Source organism: Sandaracinaceae bacterium (genome assembly GCA_016706685.1).
Classification (GTDB): Bacteria; Myxococcota_A; Polyangia; order Polyangiales; family Houyiibacteriaceae; genus JADJJE01.
The window spans coordinates 195,597-216,404 of sequence record JADJJE010000051.1; the positions used below are offsets into that span (position 1 = coordinate 195,597).

At 69.9% G+C, this 20,808-nt stretch carries 16 protein-coding genes; 8 read left to right on the plus strand and 8 right to left on the minus strand.

All coding sequences use genetic code 11. The features are described 5' to 3' along the window. Positions 1–176 precede the first annotated feature (176 nt). Positions 177–2,609, plus strand: a complete 2,433-nt coding sequence (locus IPI43_31465) for a 5'-nucleotidase C-terminal domain-containing protein (GenBank protein MBK7778583.1) — start codon at positions 177–179, stop codon at positions 2,607–2,609. Between the two features lie 17 nt (positions 2,610–2,626). On the opposite strand, the gene IPI43_31470 is transcribed toward IPI43_31465, so the two are convergent. Further along, positions 2,627–3,325 carry a hypothetical protein gene (locus IPI43_31470; GenBank protein ID MBK7778584.1) on the minus strand — a complete coding sequence of 233 codons (699 nt, stop codon included), beginning with the start codon at positions 3,323–3,325 and terminating at the stop codon, positions 2,627–2,629. A 75-nt stretch (positions 3,326–3,400) separates the two neighbouring features. Between IPI43_31470 and IPI43_31475 the strand changes: the two genes are divergently transcribed. Continuing rightward, positions 3,401–3,979 (plus strand): AgmX/PglI C-terminal domain-containing protein, encoded by a 579-nt coding sequence (locus tag IPI43_31475; GenBank protein MBK7778585.1) that lies wholly within the window; start codon positions 3,401–3,403, stop codon positions 3,977–3,979. A 45-nt stretch (positions 3,980–4,024) separates the two neighbouring features. After that, positions 4,025–5,134 (plus strand): DUF2817 domain-containing protein, encoded by a 1,110-nt coding sequence (locus tag IPI43_31480; GenBank protein MBK7778586.1) that lies wholly within the window; start codon positions 4,025–4,027, stop codon positions 5,132–5,134. A 9-nt stretch (positions 5,135–5,143) separates the two neighbouring features. Here IPI43_31480 and IPI43_31485 read toward each other — a convergent pair whose 3' ends face one another. Further along, positions 5,144–5,659, minus strand: coding sequence for a DUF2379 family protein (locus IPI43_31485; GenBank protein MBK7778587.1), 516 nt, complete (start codon positions 5,657–5,659; stop codon positions 5,144–5,146). 45 nt (positions 5,660–5,704) lie between these two features. Here IPI43_31485 and IPI43_31490 point away from each other — a divergent pair, with 45 nt between their 5' ends. Continuing rightward, on the plus strand, positions 5,705–6,481 hold the full coding sequence (locus IPI43_31490) for an ATP-binding cassette domain-containing protein (GenBank protein MBK7778588.1): 777 nt from the start codon (positions 5,705–5,707) through the stop codon (positions 6,479–6,481). A 708-nt stretch (positions 6,482–7,189) separates the two neighbouring features. Here IPI43_31490 and IPI43_31495 read toward each other — a convergent pair. From IPI43_31495 to IPI43_31505, 3 genes are all read right to left on the minus strand, one after another. Continuing rightward, on the minus strand, positions 7,190–8,623 hold the full coding sequence (locus IPI43_31495; protein MBK7778589.1) for an FAD-binding protein: 1,434 nt from the start codon (positions 8,621–8,623) through the stop codon (positions 7,190–7,192). Between the two features lie 33 nt (positions 8,624–8,656). Beyond that, positions 8,657–11,248, minus strand: coding sequence for a VWA domain-containing protein (locus tag IPI43_31500; protein MBK7778590.1), 2,592 nt, complete (start codon positions 11,246–11,248; stop codon positions 8,657–8,659). 576 nt (positions 11,249–11,824) lie between these two features. Beyond that, positions 11,825–13,093 carry a hypothetical protein gene (locus IPI43_31505; GenBank protein ID MBK7778591.1) on the minus strand — a complete coding sequence of 423 codons (1,269 nt, stop codon included), beginning with the start codon at positions 13,091–13,093 and terminating at the stop codon, positions 11,825–11,827. A gap of 585 nt (positions 13,094–13,678) precedes the next feature. On the opposite strand from IPI43_31505, the gene IPI43_31510 reads away from it, so the two are divergent. The 3 genes from IPI43_31510 to IPI43_31520 are packed head-to-tail and all read left to right on the plus strand — an operon-like array spanning position 13,679 to position 17,345. Continuing rightward, positions 13,679–14,563: a hypothetical protein gene (locus IPI43_31510; GenBank protein MBK7778592.1), complete on the plus strand. Its 885-nt coding sequence runs from the start codon at positions 13,679–13,681 to the stop codon at positions 14,561–14,563. After that, positions 14,548–15,591, plus strand: coding sequence for a hypothetical protein (locus IPI43_31515; GenBank protein ID MBK7778593.1), 1,044 nt, complete (start codon positions 14,548–14,550; stop codon positions 15,589–15,591). Before IPI43_31510 ends, IPI43_31515 begins: the two co-directional genes overlap by 16 nt. After that, complete coding sequence (locus IPI43_31520) at positions 15,588–17,345, plus strand: glycosyltransferase family 39 protein (GenBank protein MBK7778594.1); 1,758 nt, start codon at positions 15,588–15,590, stop codon at positions 17,343–17,345. Before IPI43_31515 ends, IPI43_31520 begins: the two co-directional genes overlap by 4 nt. Here the strand turns inward: IPI43_31520 and IPI43_31525 are convergent. From IPI43_31525 to IPI43_31535, 3 genes are all read right to left on the minus strand, one after another. Continuing rightward, positions 17,266–18,516 carry a zf-TFIIB domain-containing protein gene (locus tag IPI43_31525; protein ID MBK7778595.1) on the minus strand — a complete coding sequence of 417 codons (1,251 nt, stop codon included), beginning with the start codon at positions 18,514–18,516 and terminating at the stop codon, positions 17,266–17,268. The genes IPI43_31520 and IPI43_31525 overlap by 80 nt on opposite strands. 12 nt (positions 18,517–18,528) lie before the next feature. Further along, positions 18,529–19,371 (minus strand): CDP-diacylglycerol--serine O-phosphatidyltransferase, encoded by an 843-nt coding sequence (pssA, locus tag IPI43_31530; protein MBK7778596.1) that lies wholly within the window; start codon positions 19,369–19,371, stop codon positions 18,529–18,531. A 72-nt stretch (positions 19,372–19,443) separates the two neighbouring features. Next, complete coding sequence (locus IPI43_31535) at positions 19,444–19,785, minus strand: PilZ domain-containing protein (protein MBK7778597.1); 342 nt, start codon at positions 19,783–19,785, stop codon at positions 19,444–19,446. 118 nt (positions 19,786–19,903) lie between these two features. On the opposite strand from IPI43_31535, the gene IPI43_31540 reads away from it, so the two are divergent. Further along, positions 19,904–20,767: a hypothetical protein gene (locus IPI43_31540; GenBank protein ID MBK7778598.1), complete on the plus strand. Its 864-nt coding sequence runs from the start codon at positions 19,904–19,906 to the stop codon at positions 20,765–20,767. Positions 20,768–20,808: the final 41 nt, after the last annotated feature.

Consider the following 20,808-nt stretch of genomic DNA (forward strand, 5'->3'; position numbering starts at 1 on the left):
GATCTTTCGGGAAGGCGACACCACACACGCGAGGGCACCTGAAGATCGCCTCCTAAGGGGTCGAAACCACTGCTCAAATGATCAAGCCATCAGCAGGTTTTTCGCTTGGTGGGCGGCGAAATTGGTGCCTCACGGCGCCTTGCACGAAGGGGGCCCAAACGGGATATCTGGGCGCCATGCCGCGACCCGCTCTCGTGTCCGTTGTCATCGTGCTGGGGGTGTTGCTCGCGAGCGCGCTCGCCGCCCCGCTCGCCTCCGCTCAGGACGCACCCGAGGACGCCGCGCCCACAGCGGAGAGTCCCGCGTCCGAGAGCGCCGCGCCCGAGGCCCCGCCGCCCGTGACCGCCAGCATGCGTCCCGCGGACACCGCGTCGCTGCCCATCGCCGCGCGCTTGATCATCACGTCGGGCGTGGGCGGTCACTTCACGGAGCCCATGTGCGACGCCAACACGTCGCTCTCGCCCTCGGCGTTCTCCAAGATCGCGCCCCACCTCGAGTCGCTCCGCGCGCTCGACCCGCTGATCTTCGACACGGGCGGGCTGCTCGCCCCGAACGCGGTGTCCATGTACGCCGCGCGGCGCGCACCGGACTCCTATGCGCAGCTGATCGCGGAGCTGGGCTACCACGCGCTCACGTTCGGTGAGGGCGAGCTCTCGGCCGACCGCGAGGCCCTGCTCGGCACGCTGCGGGCCCTGCGCGACCGTGGGGTGCCCAGCATCGCCAGCAACCTGCGCTGTGACCCCAGCGTCCCCAGCGCTGCGGCGCTGTGCGAGGTGCTGGTGGACGCGTCCGACGGCGTGCCCATGATCACCCGCGGCAACGATCGCATCGCGCTGCTGACGTTCATCGCGGAGGACGCCATCACGCGCGCCACGCCCGAGCTCTCGGCGGGGCTGCGCCTCACGCCCATCGCGCGCGCCATCGGCCCTGCCGTGCAGGCCGCGCGCGCGCGCGGCGCGACGCTGGTGGTGGCCGTGATCGACGACGCCTACGGCGCCGAGGCGGCCGCCCGCATCCTGTCGCTGGCGCGCCAGCTCCCGGAGGCGCACCGCCCCGACCTGCTGATCGCGGCCAACGCGGGCAGCGAGCTGCTCTTCGCCCGGCCCGTGGGCTTCCACCCGGCGGTGGCGGCGGCCCCTCCCGCGGGCGGGGTGCGCGTGGACATTCGCCGCAACGTGGAGGCGGCGTCCTTCGACATGCTGGTGCGCCCGCTGACCCCCACCCCGGCCCCGGCGCGCGCGGTCACCGGCTTCATCAGCCGCTTCGGCGAGATCTACTGCTCCACCTGGGGCAACGACCTGCCGGGCGGCGCGCTCTCGGAAGACATCACGGGCACGCAGCTGCTGAGCCTCGGCGCGTCCATCATCCGGCAGCAGTCGAACGCCGAGATCGCCATCGTGAACCAGGGCCTGCTGGACTCCAGCTGGGCGCCCAGCCGCCCGCGCATGCTGCGCGCCAGCGACGTGCACGTGGCCATCCAGTACGACGAGCCGCTGGTGAGCGCCGACGTGCCGGGGGCCTGGCTCTTGGACGTGGCGCGGCGCAGCGCCCGGCGCCCCGAGCTGGTCACGCTGGGCATGACCATCGAGGGCGCGGGCACGGTGGACGAGAGCATCCTGGTGAACGGGCGCACCGTGGAGGCGCGCGGTCGCTACCGCGTGGTGACGCTGCGCTTCCTCGCCAACGGCGGCGACGGGCTGCTGCCCCCCTTGCCTGCCCACCACGAGTGGGAGCCCGTTTTGGGCCCCCACGCCACGCTGCGTGACGGCATGCTGGCCTACCTGCACCACCCGGCCACGCGCGACCCCCGCGAGCGCGTGCACGACCTGGCCGAGGACGCCGAGTGGACGTTCCGGGTGGACGGCGACCTGAACTTCGGCGGCTCCTCCGTGCAGAACCGCGCCGCGTACGACGACTCGCAGTTGCAGCGCGAGAACACCGCGTCCTTCGGCTTCCAGATCAACGCCGCGGGCAACGCGCAGTCGCCCGTGTACGCGTGGGACAACTCGCTGAACCTGCAGTACCTGCTGACCCGCACCTCCAACAGCGAGGGGGGCTACCTCGAGGGCGACGACCAGATCCGCTACCGCAGCACGCTGCGTTGGCGCGGCTTCCGCACGGCGAACGACTCCTGGTACGTCCCCGAGCCCTTCGTGGAGGCCTACCTCGAGACCGAGTTCTCGCAGCCCGCGGCGCGCGAGTTCCGGCACATGCTGCTGCGCACGACCGTGGGCGCGCAGTTCACGCTGCGCCCGCTGCTGAGCGTGCGCCTCAACGGCGGCGTGGAGGTGGAGCTGCTGGACCCCAACCGCAACGCGCTCCCGGGCGCGGGCTTCGTGGTGAACCTGGACCCGTGGACGCTGTTCGAGACGGCCCGCCAGCGCGTCACAGGTTCCTTCCAGGCCGACTGGTTCGTGTCCGACCTGGGCGGCGCCAACCGCCGCACGCTGCGCGGCACGTTCGATCTCGCCGTGGCGCTCGACTATCGCTTCGCGCTGGCGATGACGCTGCAGCTCTACGGGGTGCGCGCCGGCAGCGACCCGTTCGCCTTCGCCAGCAACGTCACCGCCTCGGCCCGCGTGGGCTGGGTGGGCCGCGCCGTGCGCTAACGGCTAGCCAGCTGCGGTCAGCGCAGCCGGCCCGACGCGCGGACCTCGAACTGCACGTTGGCCATCACCGCGCCCTGCGGGAAGCGGTCGCCCGGGTCCACGTCGATGCTGGCCTCCAAGAAGATCCGGAACTGGCGCGACACGCCCTCGAGGTGGTCGTTGAGCGCGGCGGTGCCCACGGCGTCGAGCGGCACACGCGCCATGGGCGTCTCCCCGGCGCGCACCTCCGGGAAGGACCCGAGGCGCACGGCGTCGTCCACGCTGGCGGTGCCGACGGGCGCCCAGTAGACCTCCACCGCCGGAAGGTCCACGTTCATGGTGTTGGTGACCACGGCGTACTCCACGCCGCGCAGCGCGATGCTGTCCACCACGCTCAGCCGCTCCATGACCTCGCGCAGGTCCACGTCCTGCATGTGGATGGTGGCGGTGGCGGAGACCGGGTCGCACAGGCCGTCCGTGTTGCACTCCACGTTGATCCCGGCCGCCATGGGGCACTCGGCGGCGCTCCCGCACGCGAGGGAAGGGATCACGATCCCGTCGGCAGTCACCTCCTGGAAACCGTCGATGAGCGGCAGGTCCACCGCTGAGAACTCGAGCTCGCGGGTGATCGGGAACGTGACGCTGGTGTCGAGGCAGCCCGACGTGGTGAGCGCTAGGGCGAGCGCCAGCCAGGCACCCTGGGTCGTGCTGAGGTCCATGCGGGTCATCTTCACCATGGCTGGAGCATAGCAGGCCAATCGGAATCCGCGACTTTGCGGTCGCGCGCGAGGCCTGCTACAAGCGCGAGTCTCATGTCTGACTCCGTCGCGCCGCTGCCGCCATCCCACAACGGCCTCAAGTTCGCCGTCATCGGTGGCGTGCTGGTCACCGCCGCGTTGCTGTTGCTCTTCTGCTCGCCCGGCGAAGAGCCCCCGGCGGCGCTGCCGATGCTGGACGCGGGCGTGACGCCCACCACGTCGCAGTTCCAGAACGAGTTCGAGCTTCCGGTGGAAGAGCCCGACGCCGGCCCCGCCGTGGTGGCCGTGGCGGAAGACACCAGCATGCGCCCCGTCAGCATGCGGCCCGTGCGCGACTGCGAGGGCACCATCGCCCCCGCCGCGCTGCAGGCTGCCGTCACGCGCTACCGCGGCCAGGTCCGCCAGTGCTACGAGCGCGCCCTCAAGCAGAACAACATGCTGCAGGGCCGCGTCACCGTGACCGTGGGCATCGGCGCCAACGGGCGCGTGGAGACGGCCAGCGCCAGCGGCCCGCTCGGTAGCTCGGTCAACAGCTGCGTCACCGCGGCGGCGCGCACCTGGCAGCTGGTGGCGCCCACGGGGGGCACCTGCGCCACGGCGCGCGTGCCCTTCAACATGACGCCCACCAACTGAGCGGCAGCGTTTTACAGGGCCGCGCTCCCGGTGTATGGCGGGCGCATGAGTGAGCCCGCCGACAAGACGCTGATCGACCCGCCCTTCGCCTCGGACTACCTGGCGTCGCGTACCCGTTTCCGGGCCGCCGCCGAGGCCGCCGGGTTCGAGCTGCAGGCCCACCCCATTGGGCTCACGGGGCCGCGCGGCGAGGAGCTCACCGTGGACTTCGCGGTGCAGGGTGACCCGGGCGCCAAGCGCGTGGTGGTGGTCTCGAGTGGCACGCACGGCATCGAGGGCTTCTACGGCGGGGCCGTGCAGACCGCCGTGCTCGAGAACGAGCTGGCCAAGGGCTGGAGGCGCCCGGCCGGCACGCGCGTGGTGTTCGTGCACGCGGTGAACCCGTATGGCTTTGCGTTCATCCGCCGGGTGAACGAGGACAACATCGACCTCAACCGCAACTTCGTGAAGTCCGCCCGCACCTACAGCGGCGCGCCCGAGGACTACGCGCGGCTGGACGACCTGCTGAACCCCGTCAGCCCGCCGACGGCCATGGACCCCTTCCTGGCGCGGGCCGGCGTGCAGCTGGCCAAGCACGGCTTCAAGGCGCTCAAGAACGCCATCGCGCAGGGCCAGTACGAGTTCCCGAAGGGCCTCTTCTTCGGCGGCAAGGGGCCCAGCAAGTCGCTGCGCATCCTGGCCGAGGCGCTGCCGCCGCTGGTGCAGGGGGCCGAGCGCGTGGTGCACCTCGACTTCCACACGGGCATGGGCAAGTGGGGCACCTACGTGCTGGCGGTGGACTTCCCGAACGACTCGCCGCGCGTCACGCGCCTGCGCCGCGAGTTCGGGGAGAAGGCCGTGCAGGGCCTGGACCCCAACGGCGTGCTCTACGAGATCAACGGCAGCCTGGGCGGCTGGCTGCAGGACCAGTTCCCGGGGCTCGAGTACGACTGCATGCTGGCCGAGTACGGCACGCACCACGTCATCGAGGTGCTCACGGCCATGCGCGAAGAGAACCGCGCGCACCAGTACGCCAGCCACGGCAGCGCCATCCACCTCGCGGCCAAGCGGCGCTTCAAGGAGGCGTTCTGCCCCGAGTCGCGCGCCTGGCAGGCGGACAGCGTGCGCGACGGACGCAAGCTGGTGCGGCAGGCGCTGGCGACGCTCAACGGGTGAGCGGGTGAGCTAGGCGTCGGCGTCGAGCTGGGTGGTCAGCTTGGCCACCAGGCGCTGCACGTCGGGCGACGCCGACGTCTGCTGGGCCTCGCCGAGCAGCTCGCGCGCGCGGTCCGTTTCTCCCAGGCGGTGATGCACGGCGGCCAGCGTGGCGAGCGCGATGCCACGCTCCGCGCGGCTCACCAGCGCGTCTCCGGCCAGGGCTTCATGGAGCTTGTCGCGGGCGCTGGTGAGGTCGCCCGCGGCCTCGGCCAGGGCGGCCTGCACCCAGGCGTACTTGGCGCGGGAGTCGGCGTTCAGAAAGCGGGTGGACGTCTGGTCCAACAGGCGCTTGGCGCTGGCCAGGTCGTTGCGCCGCAGCGCCGCGAACGCCGAGGGGACGCCGCCCAGGCGTACCGCGCCGTAGCCCAGCAGGGCGACGATGAGCACCAGCACCACCGCGCGCTGGGGGTCACGCTGCGCCGTGAGCGCGGCGTAGCCGAGACAGGCCACGATGAGGACGAGCCGGAGCTTGGGCGAAAACACGCGGTGGGATAGCACGCGCTGTGGGGAAGCTGCTACACACGGCGCGTGGCGTTGTTCGAGCTGCGCGGGATCACGAAGGCCTTCGGCGCGCACCAAGTGCTGCGCGGCGTGGACCTCGACGTGCACAAGGGTGAGTTCCTCACCATCATCGGCGAGAGCGGCTGCGGCAAGAGCCTGGTGCTCAAGAGCCTGATCGGCATCATGACGCCGGACGCCGGCAGCCTCACGTTCGATGGCGAAGAGGTGGCCAAGTACACGGACACGCAGTGGACCCGCCTCCGGCCGCGCATCGGCATGCTGTTCCAGGAGTCGGCGCTGTTCGACTCGCTCGACGTGGGTGACAACGTGGCCTACGGGCTGCGCGAGGCCGGCGGCATGAGCGAGGACGACATCCGCGCGCGCGTGGCCGAGTGCCTGCGGCTGGTAGGCCTCGAGGGCGTGGAGCGCAAGTGGCCGGCGGACCTCTCGGGCGGCATGAAGAAGCGCGTGGCGCTGGCGCGGGCCACCGCGCTGCGGCCCGAGATCATCCTGTACGACGAGCCCACCGAGGGGCTCGACCCCATCAACGTCACGCGCGTGAACCGCATGCTGCAGTCGCTGCGCGAGGAGTTCGACATCACCACGGTGGTGGTCACGCACAACATGCAGAGCGCCTTCAACGTGAGCACGCGGGTGGCGTTCATCCACGACGGGCGCGTGAAGCTGGAGGGCACCCCCGACGCGCTGCGCAACAGCCAGGACCCCGACCTCGAGGACTTCTTGTTGGCCTCGCGCGACCCGGTGGCCGACCACCGCGTGTCGCTCGGGCTGCCACCGCGGTAGTCAGTGGCGCGCTGTTCTCGTCGACAACGATCACGTTGACGCACGTTGAGTTGTCGTACGTTGTCGTTGTCGTTGACGAGAGCGTTGACGGCGACGGCGACGGCGACGTTGACCTTCACGCCGGCGGGGCGAGGTGGCCAGCTGCGCTGCTCCAGGGTGCGTGGACCTCAGCGGCTGTCCATCGAGCTCGAAACGGAGGCCGTCCGTCGTTGTCGCCGGTCGCCGGTCGTCGCCGTCGCCGTCGCCGTCAAGGCCCACGCCCACGCTTACGCCCACGACAACGCTCACGACAACGCCCACGACAACGTGGACGCACGTCTGGGCTGCTTTGGGGGGCGCGCTAGAGGCGGCCCGGAGCGTGTGTTCTGAGGGTGTGACGCTCGGGCAAAGCCGAGACGTTCACCACACGCTCCGGGCGATGTAGGCGGTAGCTCGAAGAGGACCTCCTGGGTGTGAGGGGGCGCGCGACGCCCACCCTCCCGTGTGGGCGTCGCGCTGGGTGGAGACGGCGAGGAACGCGGCTTTCGACCGCACACGGACACAGTGCAGCGCACGTGCCACCCGTGAAGAGCATCCCCCCCGGCGATGTGAATGCGAATTGCGACGTTTCGCTCCCCGCGGCTGTGCCAGAGTTGGCCAACCGCCCGGCCCACCGCGACATCGCGTGCAGCGCCAACCCAGCCACACACCGCGCGGACGCCGCTCAGGTCAGCAGGCGCCGTGGTGACGCTTGGCCGACGCCGGGAAGATCTTGCCCGGGTTCAGGATGCCCCGCGGGTCGAACACGTCCTTGATGCGCTCTTGCAGCGCAATGAGCCCAGCGCTCTGCTCGAGGGGCAGGTAGGGCGCCTTCAGCACGCCGATGCCGTGCTCGCCGCTGAGCGTGCCGCGCATGGCCACCACGCTCTCGAACAGCCCGCGGATGGCGGCGTCCACGGCCGGGCGCTGCTCGTCCCGGTCCCACAAGAAGTTCACGTGCAGGTTGCCGTCGCCCGCGTGGCCATAGGTGGGCATCACGATGGCGTGCCGCTCGGACAGCCCGCGGCACACGGCCAGCAGGTCCGCGATGCGCGAGCGCGGCACCACCACGTCTTCGCTCAGCTTGTTGCGGGCCACGCGCCGCAGCGTGTGGCTGAGCTCGCGGCGGGCCCCCCACAGGCGCTCCCGCTCGCTGCCCTTGTCGGCCACCAGCACGTCCATGGCGCCAGCCTCGAGCATGGCGTTGCCCACCCGCTCGGTCTGCTCGGGCACGTGCCGCGCGTCACCGTCCAGCTCCACCAGCAGCAGGGCGCGTGAACCTTCGGGCACCGGCACGCCCGCGTCGGGCCGCACCAGCTCGAGCGCGATGCGGTCCAGGAACTCCACGCAGCGCGGCATGATGCCCAGCGCCAGGATGGCGCTCACGGCCCGCCCCACCGACTCGTCGTCCGGCAGGAACACCAGCAGCGTGCTCACCGCCTCGGGCTTGGGCACCAGCCGCAGCGTGGCCTCCGTCACGATGCCCAGCGTGCCCTCGCTGCCCACCATGAGCGCCGTGAGGTCGTAGCCCGTGACGCCCTTCACGGTGCGCTTGCCCAGCTGGAGCACGGCGCCGTCGGCCATGACCACCTCCATGCCCAGCACGTACTCGCGCGTGACGCCGTACTTGAAGGCGCGCGGCCCGCCGGCGTTGGCCGCGATGTTGCCACCGAGCGCGCACGTGGACAGCGAGTTCGGGTCCGGTGGATAGAACAGGCCCGCGTCTTCCGCGTGCTGGTGCAGCTCGCCCGTGATGAGCCCCGGCTCCACCACGGCCAGCAGGTCGGGGCGCTCCACGCCCTTGAGCGCGTTCATCTGCTCGAAGGCCAGCACGATGCCGCCTGGCACCGGCACGCTGCCTCCCACGCGGCTGGTGCCCCCCGAGCGAGGCGTCACGGGGACGCCATGCGCGTGGCAGGCGCGCATCACCGCGCTCACCTCGGCCGTGTTGCGCACCCGCACCACGGCCTCGGGCACCACCGGCGTGACCTCGCTCGCGTCCGACGCGTAGCTCACCAAAATGTCGCGGTCTCGCACCACCGCGTCGCTGGGCAGCGCGCGCCCCAGGTCGAGCAGCGCGCGCTCGGCAGCCGACGAGTGGTGGGCGATGACGGGCGCGGTCATGACCCCGAGCCTGTCACCGCCCACGCCCGAGCGCTACTCGCTGTCCACGCAGCCGTACTGGAGCCCCATGCTGGTGAGCGTGGGCGCCTGCAGGCCGTCGGACGTGGGGTTGAGCACGGCAGTGACGCGCAGGAAGGGCAGGTAGTTCTGGCCGCCCGCTGCCGTGATCATGCTTCCCACGTCGATGTACTGCGCCGCAGTGGGGACGTCGGGCCCGGCGGGCACGGCGTAGGTGATGGGCGACATGCCGTTCAGCTCGGCTTCGGTCTCGGCGGTGCGGAACTGGAACACCACGCTCGAGTTGCCCGGCGTGCTGACCTCCCAGCCGAAGAGGCCCCAGTCGGGCCGCGTGGGCGGGATCTCACAGGTGCCTTCGGCGTCTGGGTCGAAGGTGCGCGAGAAGGTGCCAGCCATGTAGGTGGTGGTTGGTGCGTTGGCAGGAACCAGGATGCGCACAGGGACACGCTGGAGCTCGACGGACCCCAAATTGCCACGCACGATGAGGTCGAAGTTGAAGACTTGGTCCACCGCCGACGCCGGGATCACGTTGTTGGCGAACGTCACGGTGAAGGGGAGTGTGGTGTTGGGCAAACACTGCGAGCACCCGTTGGTGATCGGCGCCGAACAACGTGCGGGGCACCCGCCTGGGAGGGTGATGGACTGGACCAACGCCGACGCCGGGACGCCCGGCAGGATGTTGACGTTCTCCACCACTACGTCCACGTCCATGCGCGAGTATTGCGCCAGCGCCTCTACGGCGCTGACGACGGCGGTGGTCAGGCCCGACCCATTGCCAGAGATGTTGTACACGAAGGGCAGGCCGAGGTTGCCGGTGGAGCCGGTTGCGTTGCCCATTGAAACGAGGTCGGCTCGCGCGACGCTGTTGCCCGAGTTGACGCCGATGAAGCGGACGCCGCGTGCATTCAACGCAGCCATGGAGTCTGCATACGAGACGCCGCTGTATTCGTGCTGGGCGATGACCAACTGGAACGTCCCTTCGTCGCTGCTGTGCCCATCGATGCGCAGCGTGTACGTCCCCGGCGTCAGCTGTCGCTGGATGAAGGACTCATCGTCGTCATCGTCGCCAGCGTCGTCATCATCGCACTCGAGAAGCCCAGCGGTCGGAGCCGTCCCCGAATAGAGGTACATATACGTGTCGAAGCTCGAGCCCAAGAGGTCGAAATCGTAGAGGCCCGCCGTGGTGACCTCGAATTGCACCAGGCGATCGCGTGAGCCATCGCCACCGCCGTCGCAGCGCGTGTTGAAGTTGTTGGTCGCGGCAGCGGTGCTTCCCAAGTAGGTTTGGTGCTCACCACTGATGTCGCCGACGTTGACGAGGTTGTTGCCGATCAGCGCCTGGTAGATGGCCAGCTGAAAGTTGCCTTGGTCGTTGCTGTGCCCGTCGATACGCAGCGTGTAGTCGCCCGCGGCCAGCGTGCGTTCGATGAAAGGCCGGGTGCCGAACGAGTTGCGGTCGCATTGGAGCGGTGCCCCGAGCGGTGTTGCGGTGTTGTAGAGGTACATGATCGCGTCATACGACGTCCCCGCCATATCGAAGCGGTAGGTGCCGGCTGTCGGGACGTTGAAGGTGATGTAGCGGTCCCGACTGGTGTCGTTTGTGGACCCTGTCCCGCAGCGGACGTTCTGGGTGTTCGGGAGCAAGACCGAGTTCGTGCTGCCGCTGAAGCGCCTGCGGGCCGGCGTGAGAGTGCCGATGTCAACGGTGACGGTGCCGTTCGCCAGCGGCGTCGTCGACGGTGCTGTCAAGCGCCGGTGATAGAGGAGGTCCGTGGGGCCATTGTGGCTCTCGGCGTCCGTGATGAGGATCACGATCGGAATCACGCTCGGGCGGAAGCAGGGGTAACCCCAGCGTCCAGCGGGACAGCCCGTACGCGCGCTCACGTACTGCGTCCCGAAGATGTTCAGACCGTCGCCGGTGACCATGGAGTAGAGCGCCTGCGAGTTGGCCTCCGGCCAGTCACCGCCCGAGGGCACGGTGGTGAGCGTGGACACTGCAGTCTGCACGTTCGCGATGCTGGGGCTGAGGTCGTGCACGTTCCTGTAGACGCGGTTGGATGTCTCAGATGTGGTGCCGAAGCCATCGCCGACCAGGTCGTCGAAGCGACCGATGCCGAACCACGTGTCTGGGATGGTGGCTCGGATGTCAGTGATCATCTGGACGACACCGTTGCGCAGGTTGGTGATCTCGTCGCCCATCGAGCCCGTGCGGTCGATCAGGACGTAGATGTCGGCCTCGCGCAGTTCGACGGAGAAGCTCAGTGGGTCGACCGCAGACGTGCCGGGCGGGAGGACATGGAAGAAGCCCGCAGCGCCAGCGCTGGTTGGACAGCCGAAGAAGCCCTCCGTGCCCACGACGGCCGGGCAGTCGTCGGCGGCATCGGGGACCCCGTCCATGTCTGTGTCGACGCCGCCGATGGTGGTGGTCATGGACGGGATGGGCCGGATTCCGCGCGGGGGGCCGACGACGAACTCGACGTTGTTGCTGGTGATGCCATCCGGGGGATTGTCAATGTCGTTCTGATCGGGCTCGTCGTCGGTCACGAAGCAGTCTGGGTTGCAGGGGCTGCAAGCCGACGCGGCCGTGATGATCTTCGGGCGGGGCATCTCCCACATCTCGACCGTCTCGCAGGCGCTCCAAACGCCGTCGACGCAGTAGCTGGCGCCGCCCTCACACAGCACCAACTCCCCGCGGATCTCCGTGTGGGTACATGAGATCGGGGGTGAGCCCTCCATGCACCCGCAGCCAGGCTCATCCGAGAAGCACGTGGGACTGTCGATCAGTGGGGCCAGGCCGTCGTCGGGTGGGCCTTCCTCGGGACGGGGGCCGCCCGACCCTTCGGACTCAGGCGTGCACCCCATGAGTGACACCATCGCCAGCATCAGCGCGCGACGCGCGAGCCCGGAGCTTGGTCGAAAAGTCATGGTACTAGGTCTCCGGTCGCTGACGGGGCGACCCAGGATGGGCAGCGCAAGGGCACACCGCCGAGCTATGCAAGTACCGTACCCTTCGGGGGAATGCCCCCGCCCGACGGTATCTAGCTAGATCCGCATGACCCAGTGCCGTCGAAAAGGGCAGGGGGGTCGCATCGGATGCAAGGCTGCGAAAACTTTTCGTGGCCGGGTGCGGCGCCCGCATAGTCGGAGAGCGACCGTCACCAGAGCCAACCCCCGCGGGCACCGTCACAGCGGCTCCGCGCACTGGATAGCCTGGGTGAACGTGGTGGTGACGTTGGCCTCGACCTCGGCCCAGGCCAGCCGAATCCGACCCTCGTTGTTGACGGCTACGGAGACGGGGCCCCCTTGTGCGGTCGTCTCACCCAGCACCTCCGTGTGCATCCGCTCGCCACGGCTGTTGAGCAGAGCGAGCGCTATCATGGTGCCGTCCACGGTGGTGTGACGGTAGGCGACGACCACGCCGCCGTTGAGGGGGGCAACGCCCGGGTCGCGTCCCGTGGCGTCGTTGGCGAGGGCGCTGCGGAGCAGGCCGTCCGCCGCGCCGACCCCCGTGATCGGCTGTCCCCAGATGCCATCGAAGCCCGAGTTCCGCCCGAGGACCAGCACCACCCCGTTCAGTGCGAAAGCGGTGACCACCCCATGACCGACGGCGCTCCCGGAGGGTGCCCCGCTGACGTTGACCGGCCGCACGCGGGCGTTGTTGCTGCCGTCGACCCAGCCGCTCAAGAAGCCGGTGGACGGGTCGGGGACCAGCATCCCGCGCACGGCCACCTCACCCATGGCCGACGCACGCGCCCAGGCACCCGCCGTGGCACCGGTGGCGTCGAGCCTCGCCACGAAGAACTCGCTGGTGTCTTCGTCCGCCAGATCATCGAGCACGTATCCCGCCAGGAGCGTTCCATCGCTGCCCCGCGTCAGGGCTGGGAAGGCGGACCGGCCCCCTGTGGTCGTGATGCGGTTGAGCGTAGTCGCCGGGATTCCATCGGCGTCGACCAAGCGCGTCCACATCTCGAACCCGACGTCGCGGTTGTCGATCCACGCCGTGACGAACCCGGTAGCGGTCGCGGCGACGACGGGATCTCTCGAGATGCTGCTGACGCCCATCCCCGCCGCGTCGGTGGTGATGGCGTAGTCGGTGCCTTCGGTGGTGCCATCGGGAGTATCTCGATACACGCGCACCCAGAGGTCATCGAGCACGGGGCGACGCTCCCGGAACACGATGGCGAAGTCGTTTGTGCGGGACGCGATGGCCAAACGCTGCACGACGCTGCCGACTTCACTGCCCAGCATGTCGGGCGCCTCGACTTCGCAGTCGATCATGCCTGCGTCGGCCGTGGCCGCGTCGACGCCTTCGTCTGCGTTGGTCTGGTCCGGGCCAACGCTCACGTCTGAGCCCAGATCGTGTCCGAAGTCAGGCCGACCGATGTCCGAGGTGGGCGGGCTCGGGGGTGTGTCCGAGCAGGCGCTGGCGAGCAGGCCTGACGCGGTGGCCATGGCGATGCCCCACACGAAGGGAGTGAGAGGGAGGACACGTGACGGGCGGAAGGGGTGCGGCATCGTCGTTTCGCGGCCCTCTCGATGGTAGAATTCCGCTAAGAACGAATACTACCTGACCCGCTCCGTAAAATCAAATCACGGACGCTGCAGAGTGACAGTCGTGGTGGACCTCGGTACGCTGGAGACCGTCTCACTATGAACACTCATCTTTTCCGTCTGGTCTCTCTGGTTGCTCTCCTTGTTGCGCTCCCTGCTTGCGGCTCGGACGGCGGTCAGGATGCCGGAACGGATCTGGGCGGGAGCGACGCCGGGGATGGAGGGAGTGATGACGGGGGTGGCGGGGAGGGGGGGAGCGGGGATGGCGGGAGCGGGGATGGCGGGAGCGGTGATGGCGGCGGCGGTGATGGCGGCCAGCTGGGCGATCAGGGCACGACATGTCAGCAAGACTGCGGTGGCCTGGCGTGTGGGCTGGACCCCGAGTGCGGCGAATCATGTGGCACCTGCGGCGCCACCCAAGCATGCGATGGGAGCGGCCAGTGTGTCACAGCCCCCGCCGGGACTCCCACCATCACCTCGCTGACGGTGAACCCAACCGCCCTCCTCACCTCGCAGGCATCGGGCATCTTCAACGCGACGGTCACTGACCCGTCGGGGCTGGGCGACATCACCGGCGGGACGCTGCGCGACCCCATGACCGACATGAGCTATGGCGACTTCGCCGGCAGCAATGGCACCTACACCATCACGCTCTCGTGGGCCGAGATCAATGAAGTGCGGGGTATCATGGTCCCCGCGGGCGGGAGCGTCCGCGTCTTCGAGGCGGTTTTCACGGACATGATGGGCAACAGCGCGTTCCGCCAGGTCGCGGTCACCCTCTCATGCGGCGGCCTCCTGGTTACCTGTGCGCCAGGCGAGTGCCGGTCGCTCGACTCAACGGCGGCTTGTGGCTCGTGCGCCAACGACTGCACCGCCGTCGAAATGTCGGTGCCAGGCCTCGAGGTGGACGCCACCGGCTGTCAGTTGGACGCGGTCCCGTACTGCACGGTCACGCTGAGCGAGGACGTGCGCCGGAACTGCAGCGCCGCGTGTGCCGACCAGTCCCTCGAGTGCGACACCACCGAGCAGCACTTCGGCGGCTATGCGTCAGGGTACTGCGCCGAGCCGTGCTCGCCCCTGGATTCGCCCTGCGCGGGAGGCAACGGCACCTGCACCACCGTGGACGTGGAGGGCACCCCCACCGACCTGTGCATCTGGACGAGCACCGACGTGAGCATGTTCCCCGCGTGCTCGCAGACGTCGGACTGTGCCAACAGCGGGGTCTGCCAGCCGCTGTCGGGTGACGTGGTGGGCGCGCCGCTCAGCTGCTCGGAGACCCCACCGGCCACCTTGCCGGCCGTCACCGAGCTCGGCACGCAGACCGGCGACTTCGACTTCGCGCAGATGTACTGCCAGTGCCGCCGCCCCTGAGCGCTCAGCAGGGCGACGCCAGCATGGAGCCCGAGGTCACAGCACCGCTCCCGAAGGGCTCCCGCCCAGCCCGCTGGAACGCCTGGCGCGTGGTGTTCGCCTCCACGCTGGCCGTGGCCTTGGTGGAGGTCATCGGGCACTACAACGTCCAGTCCCGCGTGGTGCCCGAAGACGACTGGCGCGCCGCCGCCGCCGTGCTGCGCGCCGAGGTGCAGCCCACCGACACCATCCTGGTGGCGCCCGACTGGGCCTCGCCGGTGGCGCGCATGGCGCTGGGCGACCTGATGACCGAGCCGCGCGCGGCGTACTCGGACCTGGCGGGCTTCACGCGCGCCTTCGAGCTGAGCGCGCGCGGGCGGCGTCACCCGGACCTCGTGGGGCGAGAGCCCACCTCCGTGCAGCGCGTGGGTGCGCTCACGCTGCGCGAGTACGCCCTCGGGGAGTCGCCCGTGCTGTTCGACCTGACTGCCCACCTCGAGCAAGCCAGCGTCAGCGTGCGGCGGCGCAGCGGGGAACAGCCCTGCCCGTGGCGCAGCAGCTCGCTCGGGCGTGGAGGCCTCGGCGCAGGGCCCATGATGCCGGCCGCGCGCTTCGAGTGTGACCCGCGGCACGTGTGGGTGTTCGTGGGCCGCACCGTCAACGAGGACCTCCACCTGCGGCCGCGGCGCTGCGTGTGGCAGCACCCGGCGGAGGCCGGCAGCAGCGTGGTCACCACGTTCGAGGACGTGCCGCTGGGCGCGCGCCTGGTGCTGTACGCCGGGCTCTACTACGAGCACGAGCGCATGCTGGAGCACCCACCCTTCGAGCTGCGCGTGCACGTAGATGGGCAAGAGGTGGCGCACATGACCCACCGCGACGGCGACGGCTGGAAGCGCATCGAGGCCAACACCGGGCCGGCGAGCGCCGACCCGACGCGCCGCGGCCGCGTGCAGGTCGAGGTCTCGGCCAACGACCCGCACCTGCGCAGCGTGTGCTGGCACGCCGACATCCGCACGGCCGAGCGCCGGCCCAGCGAGGAGCTGCCGTGAGCGCCATGAACAGCGAGGCGCCAGGCCCCCTGCGCGCCGCCCAGCGCAGCGTCCACGCCGCCGACTACGTCATTGGTGCGGCGCTCGCACTGGCCTACGTGCTGCTCCTGGTGGGCACCGAGCCCGCCCTCGCCATGAGCCGCGACGAGAGCTTCTACGTGACGGCCGCCGAGGACTACGCCGGCTGGTTCGAGCAGCTCTACCGCGAACCGCGCGCCGCGCTCGAGCAGGCGGCCGTGGACCGCGCGTGGGACTACAACAACGAGCACCCCCCGCTGGCCAAGTCGGCCTTCGCGCTCTCGTGGCTGCTGGACCAGCACTTCGACCTGTTCGAGCGTGACTCGCTGGCGCATCGCTTCCCCGCCATGCTCATGAGCGGGGCGCTGCTGTTCCTGATCTACCTGTTCGGCGCGCGCGTCTTCGGGCGCCAGGCCGGCGTGTTCGCCGCCGTGAGCTTCGCGCTCTTGCCGCGCGTCTTCTACCACGCGCACCTCAACGCCTTCGACGTGCCCATCACCTTGATGATCACGTGGACCACCTACTGCTACTGGCGCTCGCTCACCCGCCCGCGCTGGGCCATCCTCACGGGCATCGCCTTCGGCATGTCGCTGGCCACCAAGCACAACAGCTGGGTGTTGCCGGGCATCTTCGGCATCCACTTCGCGTGGGTGGCGTGGAACGAGCGCAGCTACCGCAAGGCGCACCCGCGCCTGCCGGCGCGCCTGTCGCTGGTGCCGCGCTGGCTCTTCAGCATGCTGCTGATCGGCCCCGCGCTGTTCGTGGCCATGTGGCCGTGGCTCTGGCACGACACGCTCGCGCGCTTCGGCCAGTACGCGGGCTTCCACCTGCACCACGAGTACTACAACATGGCGTACTTCGGGGTGAACTACTTCCAGCCGCCCTTTCCCATCAGCTACCCGTTCGTGATGATGGCCTACACGGTGCCGCTCACGCTGCTGCTGCTCAGCGCGCTGGCGCTGCTGGAGCGCGCCCGTGCGTTGGTGCCGCGCGCGTGGCTCGCGCGCCTCTGGCCGCGTGGCAGCTACCAGGCCGACCGGCGCGCCACCGACGTGCTGCTGGTGGGCGCGCTGTTGGCGCCCCTCGTGATCATCGCGCTTCCCAGCACGCCCATCTTCGGCGGCACCAAGCACTGGTTCCCGTCGTATCCCTTCCTGTGCCTCTACGCGGGCTACGGCTACATGCGGCTGGCCCGCTTGCTGCGTCCCATGATCGCGCCGCGGCTGGCCGCGCGCGGCCTCGAGGGGCTGGCCGGCACGCCCATGCGGCTGGTGTTCGGCGCCGTGTTGCTGGCCCCGAGCGCCATCGAGACCATGCACAGCCACCCCTTCGGGCTGTCGCACTACACCTACCTGGCGGGCGGTGTCCCGGGCGCCGCCGACCACGGCATGAACCGTCAGTTCTGGGGCTTCACCACGGGCAGCGTGGCGCCCTGGCTGCTCACGCAGATGCCCGAGGGCGGCACCGTCTACGTGTGCGACACCACGTTCCAGGCCGTGAGCATGCTGCACCGCGACGGGGTCTGGCCCGCGTCCATCCGGCCCACGCCCAACTTGGCCAGCGCCGACTTCGTGCTGGTGCACCACGAGCACCACTTCGCCGAGGTGGAGTTCCAGGCCTGGGTGGCCTTCGGCTCGCTCACCCCCGCGCACGTGCTCACGTACGACGGGGTCCCCATCGTGACCATCTACGAGAACCCACGCCGACGTACACAGCGACGATCAGCGCGCCCGTGAGCACCGCGAGCGCCGTGTAGAAGCTGGTCAACCCTTCCTTGGTCCAGCCGTACTCCATCATGAGGCGGTCGAGGTCCCCACCCCCATCGTGGCTGCCGCCGAAGATGGTCCCCGTGGGCAGCAGCGCGCGGCCGAACGCGATGCCGAACCACAGGCGCGTGGCCGCCACCCACGTGGCGAACGCCGGGAAGATCAGCACCAACCGGAAGAAGTCCCAGCGCAGGCGGTCGGGCATGCGGAAGTAGAAGCTGACGATCAGCAGCGCGCTCACCCAGAACTCGCCGGCCACGCCGCCCAAGATGGTCCACTCGAAGGAGCGGTCGTTCGAGATGCCCAGCGAGAAGAACCCCAGCAGCAGCAGGAACAGAGCGGCGAGCGCAACGCCGAAGGGGCGGCGCTCGCGATACGAGTGGACCGCCAAGACGCCCAGCAGGAACACCATGCCGAAGCCCACGAAGAGCGACTGCTCCTCTTCCCAGAAGGTCACGCCGCAGGGCAGCGGCAGCGCGCGGCGGCTGCTCAGCCAGCTGGGGATGGCGTGGCCCAGCTCGTGGATGAAGATCTGCGCGGGCAACATGAGCGTCATGGCGCCCTCGCTGCTGGTGATGAGCAGCGCGAACAGCGCGGCCAGCGGATAGGTGCCGAGCTCCAGCCACGGGTGGTCGAAGGGCACGCGGTCGGGGCGGTCCACGGGCGCGCCGTCGTCGCTTTCACCGCGCAGCACCGCGCGGATCTCGTCGGTGCTGGGGAGCACCTTCGGCTGCCCCCGCTCCATGGCCTCGTCCACTGTTGCGGCGGGCAGCGAGGTGCGCGAGGTGGCCGAGAGCGACGCCACCGCGCCCTTGCGCTGGCTCCCGCGCAGGCCGTCCAGCACCGCGCGCGTGAGCAAGACGCCGCCGCACACGCGGCAGCGCAGCAGCTCGCCCGCGTCACACTCCGCCTCGCACACCTCGTGGGTATGACAGCTGGGGCAAGTGGCGAAGTCCGTCGCCAGCGGAGGGATCAGCGGCGCCCGGGTCTCGGGAGCATGCCCCACCAGCTTCTCGAGGTCACCGGCGTCTAGCCAGAGCCGCTCACACGTGGTGCACAGGCCCGCCAGCACGCCCAGCCGCTCGGGCCGGTCCGCCAGCGTGGGGGTCTTGCAGCCCGGGCAGATGCGGTCGTCGAGCAAGGACGCCCCCGGCTAGAGGACGTTGGGCTCGTCTACGTGGTCGGCGTCCGCGTCGTCGTCTTCCAGCTCGTCCACCACCGGGGGACCGGCCGCGAGACTGCGCTCCGGCCCGCGCACCATGGAGATGATGGTCTCCACGATGCCGATGAGCACGTAGCTGGCCAGCAGCCAGACCAGCGCGATGGACGCGTGGTAGCGCAGCGCGAGGAACGCCGTGGAGCCCACCGCCAGCGCCACGAACAGGACGGTGCGCGCCGACAGCTTGAGGTCTTTGAACGAGCGGAAGCGCACCGTGCTGACCATGAAGAACGAGAGCGTGACGACCACGCCCGCGATGAGCACCGTGGTGCCGAACAGGCGCGTGTCCGTGGCGGTGTTGGCCACCACCAGCGAGATCAAGATGCCTGCCGCCGCCGGGATGGGCAGGCCCAGGATGTACTTGCCCGGCTTCTTGGGCGCGCCGCTCTCTTCCGTGGCCAGCACGTTGAAGCGCGCGAGGCGGATGGTGCCGCAGGCCACGTAGCCGAAGGCGATGGCGATGCCGACCGCGCCCAGCTTGTGGAGGGACCAGCGGTAGACCAGCACGCCCGTGGCGACGCCGAACGAGATGACGTCGGCCAGCGAGTCCAGCTGCACCCCGATGGCGCTCTGCGTCTTGGTCATGCGCGCCACGCGTCCGTCGATGGTGTCGAAGAACATGGCGAACACGATGAGCAGCGCGGCGCGGTAGTAGTCGTCGTCCGTGGCCTCGGGGCCACCGCAGACCAGCACCGCGTAGAACCCGCAGAGCACGCTCGAGAGCGTGAACAGGTTCGGCAGGATGAACAGGCTGCGCCGGAGGTCGACTTTCTTCATCGCCTGGGCACGCTATCACGGCTCGCTGCGGATTGCATGAGCGGTGCTCGGCCGGCGGGAGCCAGCCCGGCCTCAGGGCAGCGGCGGCGTGGGGGTCAGGGTCTTGAAGAGCTGGTGGAAGCCCCACACCTCGATGGCGCGCAGGCTGCCGAACTGGACGCCGAAGCCATCTGGCTTGTTCCAGCGCACGATGCCCTCGCAGACGGTGTCTTCCTTGAGCGACGGGAGGCGGAACGTGACCTTCACGGTGGTGCCGTAGGGCACCTGCAGCTCGGACAGCAGGTACATGCCGCCCAGGCTCACGTTCTGTGTGCGCGTGGGAACGGGCTCGGCCGCCTCACCCTCGACGCCCTGAGGCGCGATGAGGACGGGCAGGTCACAGTCGTATCGCTCATGAACGCGGCGTCCAGTCACCAAGTACCTCGCAGCGACCGCTACCGGCCGGGCCAACAATGAGCCTTGGAGTTAGCCCCGACGCCGCTTCAAGTCAACCGCCAACCACGCCCGTCGCTCTGCTATCCTGGCGCATCCCATGACCGTGAGCGCCATGCCCGAGGACACCAAGGCCCCCCGTCGGGGGCGCGGCCTGACGCCCTCTGGGGCCCGCCTGATCGTCACCACCGTGGCCGCCAGCTGCGCGTTCGTGGTGCTGGCGCTGCCGCGTCCGGTGGCTCCCCAGCCGCCCGTCCTGTTCCCCGCCGACGCCGAGCGCGAGCTGCCCGAGACGCTGGCCCGCGAGCAGGAACAAGCCCGTGCCGCACAGGGTCTCACGGGCCAGGCGTTCGAGCGGCTGCAGCGGCTCGAGGCCGAGCAGGGGCGCGCCGAAGTGGGCCCGGGCGAGCCCGCCGGCGTGTCGCAGGAGCGGCACCTCGGCCTCATGCGGCTGCTGGTGCTGGTGGAGCGCGAGCACGAAGGGGCCACCGTGGCGTTGCGTGCCGAGGCGCTGGTCGGGCTGTGGCCCGCGCTGCGCGGTGCGCTCGAGCCCACGGCCGAGCAAGAGGCGCTTGGCAGCTTCCCGCGCATGCTGGAGCGCTACGGTGCCGCACGCGATGGCCGCCGCCTGGCTCCCAAGAGCGTGGTGCACGCCATGTTCAAGGCGCGCTGGAACGTGCTGCACGGGCTCGACCAGACCGACGGCTTCACGCCCGCCGAGGCGCGCGCCTTCTGGGGCTGGGCGGCCGCCAACGCGCCGGCCGAGGCGCACGCGCTGCGCCTCGAGGCCATTCGCGGGTACGCCGAGGCCGATGGTCCAGCCACGCGCGAGCTGGTGGCCTACGGCGCCTACCACGCCGAAGAGTACGCTCGCGCCGCGCGGCTCTACGACGAACTCTTCGAAGAGACGGGATTCCTTCGGCACCGGAATCACGGGCGCGCGGCGCTGCTGGCGAGCGAGTAACCGCGCAAACGACGCTTGATTTCTACGGCCAGACTGGAGTA

Bases quoted from the DNA above. Each gene is read 5' to 3' on its own strand.
- IPI43_31500 (MBK7778590.1), bottom strand. From the start codon at position 11,248: ATGCCCCGCCCGAAGATCATCACGGCCGCGTCGGCTTGCAGCCCCTGC.
- IPI43_31480 (MBK7778586.1), top strand. From the start codon at position 4,025: ATGAGTGAGCCCGCCGACAAGACGCTGATCGACCCGCCCTTCGCCTCG.
- IPI43_31505 (MBK7778591.1), bottom strand. From the start codon at position 13,093: ATGGCCACCGCGTCAGGCCTGCTCGCCAGCGCCTGCTCGGACACACCC.
- IPI43_31470 (MBK7778584.1), bottom strand. From the start codon at position 3,325: ATGGTGAAGATGACCCGCATGGACCTCAGCACGACCCAGGGTGCCTGG.
- IPI43_31475 (MBK7778585.1), top strand. From the start codon at position 3,401: ATGTCTGACTCCGTCGCGCCGCTGCCGCCATCCCACAACGGCCTCAAG.
- IPI43_31495 (MBK7778589.1), bottom strand. From the start codon at position 8,623: ATGACCGCGCCCGTCATCGCCCACCACTCGTCGGCTGCCGAGCGCGCG.
- IPI43_31465 (MBK7778583.1), top strand. From the start codon at position 177: ATGCCGCGACCCGCTCTCGTGTCCGTTGTCATCGTGCTGGGGGTGTTG.
- pssA (MBK7778596.1), bottom strand. From the start codon at position 19,371: ATGAAGAAAGTCGACCTCCGGCGCAGCCTGTTCATCCTGCCGAACCTG.
- IPI43_31540 (MBK7778598.1), top strand. From the start codon at position 19,904: ATGACCGTGAGCGCCATGCCCGAGGACACCAAGGCCCCCCGTCGGGGG.